Source organism: Schlesneria sp. (assembly GCF_036405755.1).
In the GTDB taxonomy this organism is placed as follows: Bacteria; Planctomycetota; Planctomycetia; order Planctomycetales; family Planctomycetaceae; genus Schlesneria; species Schlesneria sphaerica.
Genome location: NZ_DASWWZ010000253.1, coordinates 1 through 3,702, shown reverse-complemented (window position 1 = coordinate 3,702; position 3,702 = coordinate 1). Strand labels below are relative to the sequence as shown.

Below are 3,702 nucleotides of genomic sequence, written 5' to 3'. Positions count from 1 at the left end.
TTCCAGTCGTTGATATTCTGCGTTCATCCGTGAATCGCTCCCTGAAAAAACGTTGTGGTAAACGCTCTTTACAGCGATTCACGGACTTTCTCATACCCCAATTTCTTGTCGAACAATTCCCGACAATTTCAGAATCCGCCCATCGAATGGGACGTCCGGGAGGGACATTCTTCGACATCCACACTTCGTTCCTTATCTGAGGTTTTTTGTAAACGGACCTGATTTGCCCACGGCTGCGATCAATGGACTGTGCACGATTCTAAACGAAGACATGGGGACCTCCGGCGATTTGATGAATCATTATCGGGCTCATGCGCGGGCAATCGTGCGGAAGTACCACCTCGACCGACATCGTGCTGCCACCGAATTCTTTCGTCTCGCGGTCGAGATTGGAATGGAGTTGTATTCTGCGCAACTACTGCGCGATGCAGCGAAGAATGTCCGCTGACGCATATCGCTCATCACCAATCCGCTGGCGATACCGAGCCGCCATTTCGTTGACGTGCGGCGTATGCCCCATCACCAAATCGACAGCGGGCTGATCCAAACTCTCCCCCGCCATTCTTTTCGGAAATGTAAGGGGTGGTATTTTCAGTTTCCCGCACAAATGAGACTCGTCAAGCGTGGTGACGCTGCAGGCACCGACCCAATCAATCGCGTCCAATTTGACTGCCGATTTCAATTTCGGGACACTTCATTTCCAAGTCGTTCACTCAGGAAGGCAACGTCATGTGCGGACGCATCACGTCGAAGGTATCGCCCCAAGATCTGCAGGAGTTTTTTGACGTTGTTCGCTTCGACGACTCGATCGATTGGGCGCCTCGGTACAACGTCGCCCCCACCACCCAGGTAATTTGCGTGAAGAGTGCACGGGACGGACGCGAGGCATTTCCTGCTCGGTGGGGACTGATTCCCTCTTGGGCAAAGGACTTGAAGATTGCGGCCTCCACGTTCAACGCCCGATCCGACACCGTCGCCACCAAACCGATGTTCCGATCCGCCTTCAAGGCCCGGCGGTGCCTCGTGATCGCCAGCGGTTTCTACGAGTGGAAGAAACTGGACGCCAAGAACAAACAACCGTATTACATCACGCGGACAAACGGTCACCCGATGGCGATGGCGGGTCTGCACGAATGGTGGAAGTCGCCCGAAGGCGAAGAGATCGTCAGTTGCACAATTTGCACGACAGAGGCCAACGAGATGATGAGTGAACTTCACGACCGCATGCCGGTGATCCTCACGAACGATCAGATTGCACCATGGGTTTTGGCGTCACACAGGGAGCTGTTCTGTATCTGTGGGATTGGCGACGACCGGAGAGAAGAGGACCGCGGTGCCCCATAGCGATGACCGTGCTGTGCGTCGGTCGATTTGACCAACGCTGAGTTAAGGAACCACTTGCAATTGCGTATTTGGATAGTTCGCCGTCCTATTTGTTGAGTGTATGAATGCAGAGAGTGGACCTGTTAGTTACGAGAGTGGGCACTGCTTCGGAGAATTGTCGGACGCTCGATCACGGAAAACGGGAGGCCGGAAGATGATTACGAGCATTGCGGAGGCTAAAGAGTATCTGCACAAGCTATTCTGTCAGCACCTTGTAGCAATTGGGTGCGTCCACAGACGTGTTGCGGAGGATGGCACCCCTAGAAGCGAGTGGCATAACTTTCTGAGCTCTGCGTTCATCCTTTGCAACGGTGAAGATTGGTATTTAGCCACAGCAGGACATTGCCTCAAAGACCTTCAAAAACTCTGCCAAAGAAAAGACTTAGACCTTTACTCACCGTTCTTCTCTGACAATTTCGTTCTCCATCCAAATCCACTTCCCCCACTTCACTTTAACATTGAGGAGCGGGATATTGAATTCCTCGACGACGATGTAAAGGGAATTGACTTGGGTCTAATAAGGCTGAATCACCTTGAAGTTTTAGCGTTCAAGCAGAGCAATCGTATCCCCCTTAGGGCAGACAAATGGATGGCGACACCATCGGTTGATATTGACTGCTATTTCATCGCTGGCGCATCCAACGAAGGGTCGTCTGTAAGCGAAATTAACGGGCAAACTGCCGTGGACATCATGACGAACACATTTGCCCTTCGTCCGATTGAAGCTCAACCAACGATTATCCCAGAGATTCCATGGACTTCATTTGAAGTCCCCGACGATTCACTGTCGGATATTTCGGGAATGAGCGGCGGACCGATCTTCGCAGTTCGCCAGGACGGAACGCAGGTCAGATACTGGGTGGTTGCACTTCAAAGCCAGTGGAATGCATCAAAGAGGATCGCATTTACTTGCAGACTGCCGGAATTCTCACGTATCGTTGAAGAAATGGAACGCAAGAAAAGAACCTGAGTGAATCTTGCTCGATCAAACTCCTTCGTGCCATCTGAGAAATTCGGCGTCGCTAATGCGTTGCCCATCTGCCCCGGACCGTAAAGATCTAGGCGGTTAAGTGCAACCCTAACCACGCCTCGGGATCTCTCTGGTCGCTTCGGCATGACACACACCGACGGACTTGCAGACTGACTGCGATCAGTGCCTCGTAAGCTTCTTGATTTTCTTGGCGGGCGCGTTCTTATCCTTGACGGGCGACTTCTTCTTCGCGACCGTTTTCTTCGTGGGCACATTCGTGGCTTTAGCAAACAACCACTTCCGCACGTGCTCAGCCACTTTCTCCAGCCGCTCGTCACTAATCCGTTGACGGTACCGGGCCGCCATGTCGTTGCCGAGCGGTGTGTGCCCCATTACCAGATCAACGGCGGGTTGGTCGAGCGTCTCCCCCGCGATCGTCTCAAATGTTCTCCTGAGGGAGTAAAATCCGATCCCCGATCGATGCAAGCCGGATTCGTTGAGAAGCCTGCGAAAGACGAGAGAAACCGGGTTGCCCGTCGTATTCTTCGACCAGCTATTGCCGTACTTCGTGATGAACACAATATCAGCGTCGTCGTCGCTTTTGGGTTGAGGTCGCTTTTTGAGTGATTCTCGAATTGCTTTGACCGTTTCAGGCCACAGCCGCGCTCGTCGCGACATCCCTGTTTTCGGTCTCGCATACGACAGCCAACCCTCTTTCAGGTCCATGGCAGCCTTTCTCAAAGTAGCACAGTCGTTGTTTCCGAAACCAGCATTTATCCCGAGCAGGATCATGGTCTTGAGGTGCACATCCGCCGCATCCAATAGCGTGCGGATTTCTTCTGAAGACAGATCACGGGCTCCGTGCCGGGCACCTTCGATTCGCAATGTCTTCGCCGAAGGTTTCTTGAACGCGGCACCAAACCGAATCGAAGACGCAATCAGCCCTTCATCGTAGGCGAATTTGAGGATCGACCTGACCTGTTGAATTTCGTTACCCAGAGACACTGCACGGCGGGTCTTCGCAAGTTTGACGCGATACGCGGCGAAGTCGTCGGGTTGTAGATCAGAGACCACTCGAGTCTTACCGAACTCGGTAGCAAACCGCTTTCCCGCTTTGACGGCGTCTTCAAACGTGCGTTTGGAGATGTCGCCGCTTAGGTAAAGCTGCTCTTTCCTCGTGAGATAGGCATTTGTGACGAGCTCAACCGTGGGGCCACCCGGGTCTCCCTTGGCTCGCGGCTTTCGTCCCGCGAGCAGGTCATCCTTCACTCGCAGCCATTCTTCCAGCGCTCCTTGCGGATCTCGCCATGGGCCGAAGAAATGGAACTCGCCCCGAACCTTCTTTGCCC

Annotated in this window: 3 protein-coding genes; 2 read left to right on the top strand and 1 reads right to left on the bottom strand. The window is 53.3% G+C overall.

Features of this window, described 5'->3' with window-relative positions; translation table 11 throughout:
- The first annotated feature begins 729 nt into the window (after window positions 1-729).
- Window positions 730-1,344, top strand: a complete 615-nt coding sequence (locus VGE80_RS08960; RefSeq protein ID WP_440592412.1) for an SOS response-associated peptidase — start codon at window positions 730-732, stop codon at window positions 1,342-1,344.
- A gap of 193 nt (window positions 1,345-1,537) precedes the next feature.
- A complete protein-coding gene (locus tag VGE80_RS08955; protein ID WP_440592411.1) occupies window positions 1,538-2,353 on the top strand; it encodes a hypothetical protein in 816 nt (271 codons plus the stop codon).
- A 180-nt stretch (window positions 2,354-2,533) separates the two neighbouring features.
- On the opposite strand, the gene VGE80_RS08950 is transcribed toward VGE80_RS08955, so the two are convergent.
- On the bottom strand, window positions 2,534-3,702 hold a 1,169-nt coding region (locus VGE80_RS08950; protein WP_440592410.1), incomplete at its 5' end, for a tyrosine-type recombinase/integrase.

Excerpts from the sequence above, each read along its gene's own strand:
- VGE80_RS08960 (WP_440592412.1), top strand. The coding sequence starts at position 730 with ATGTGCGGACGCATCACGTCGAAGGTATCGCCCCAAGATCTGCAGGAG.
- VGE80_RS08955 (WP_440592411.1), top strand. The coding sequence starts at position 1,538 with ATGATTACGAGCATTGCGGAGGCTAAAGAGTATCTGCACAAGCTATTC.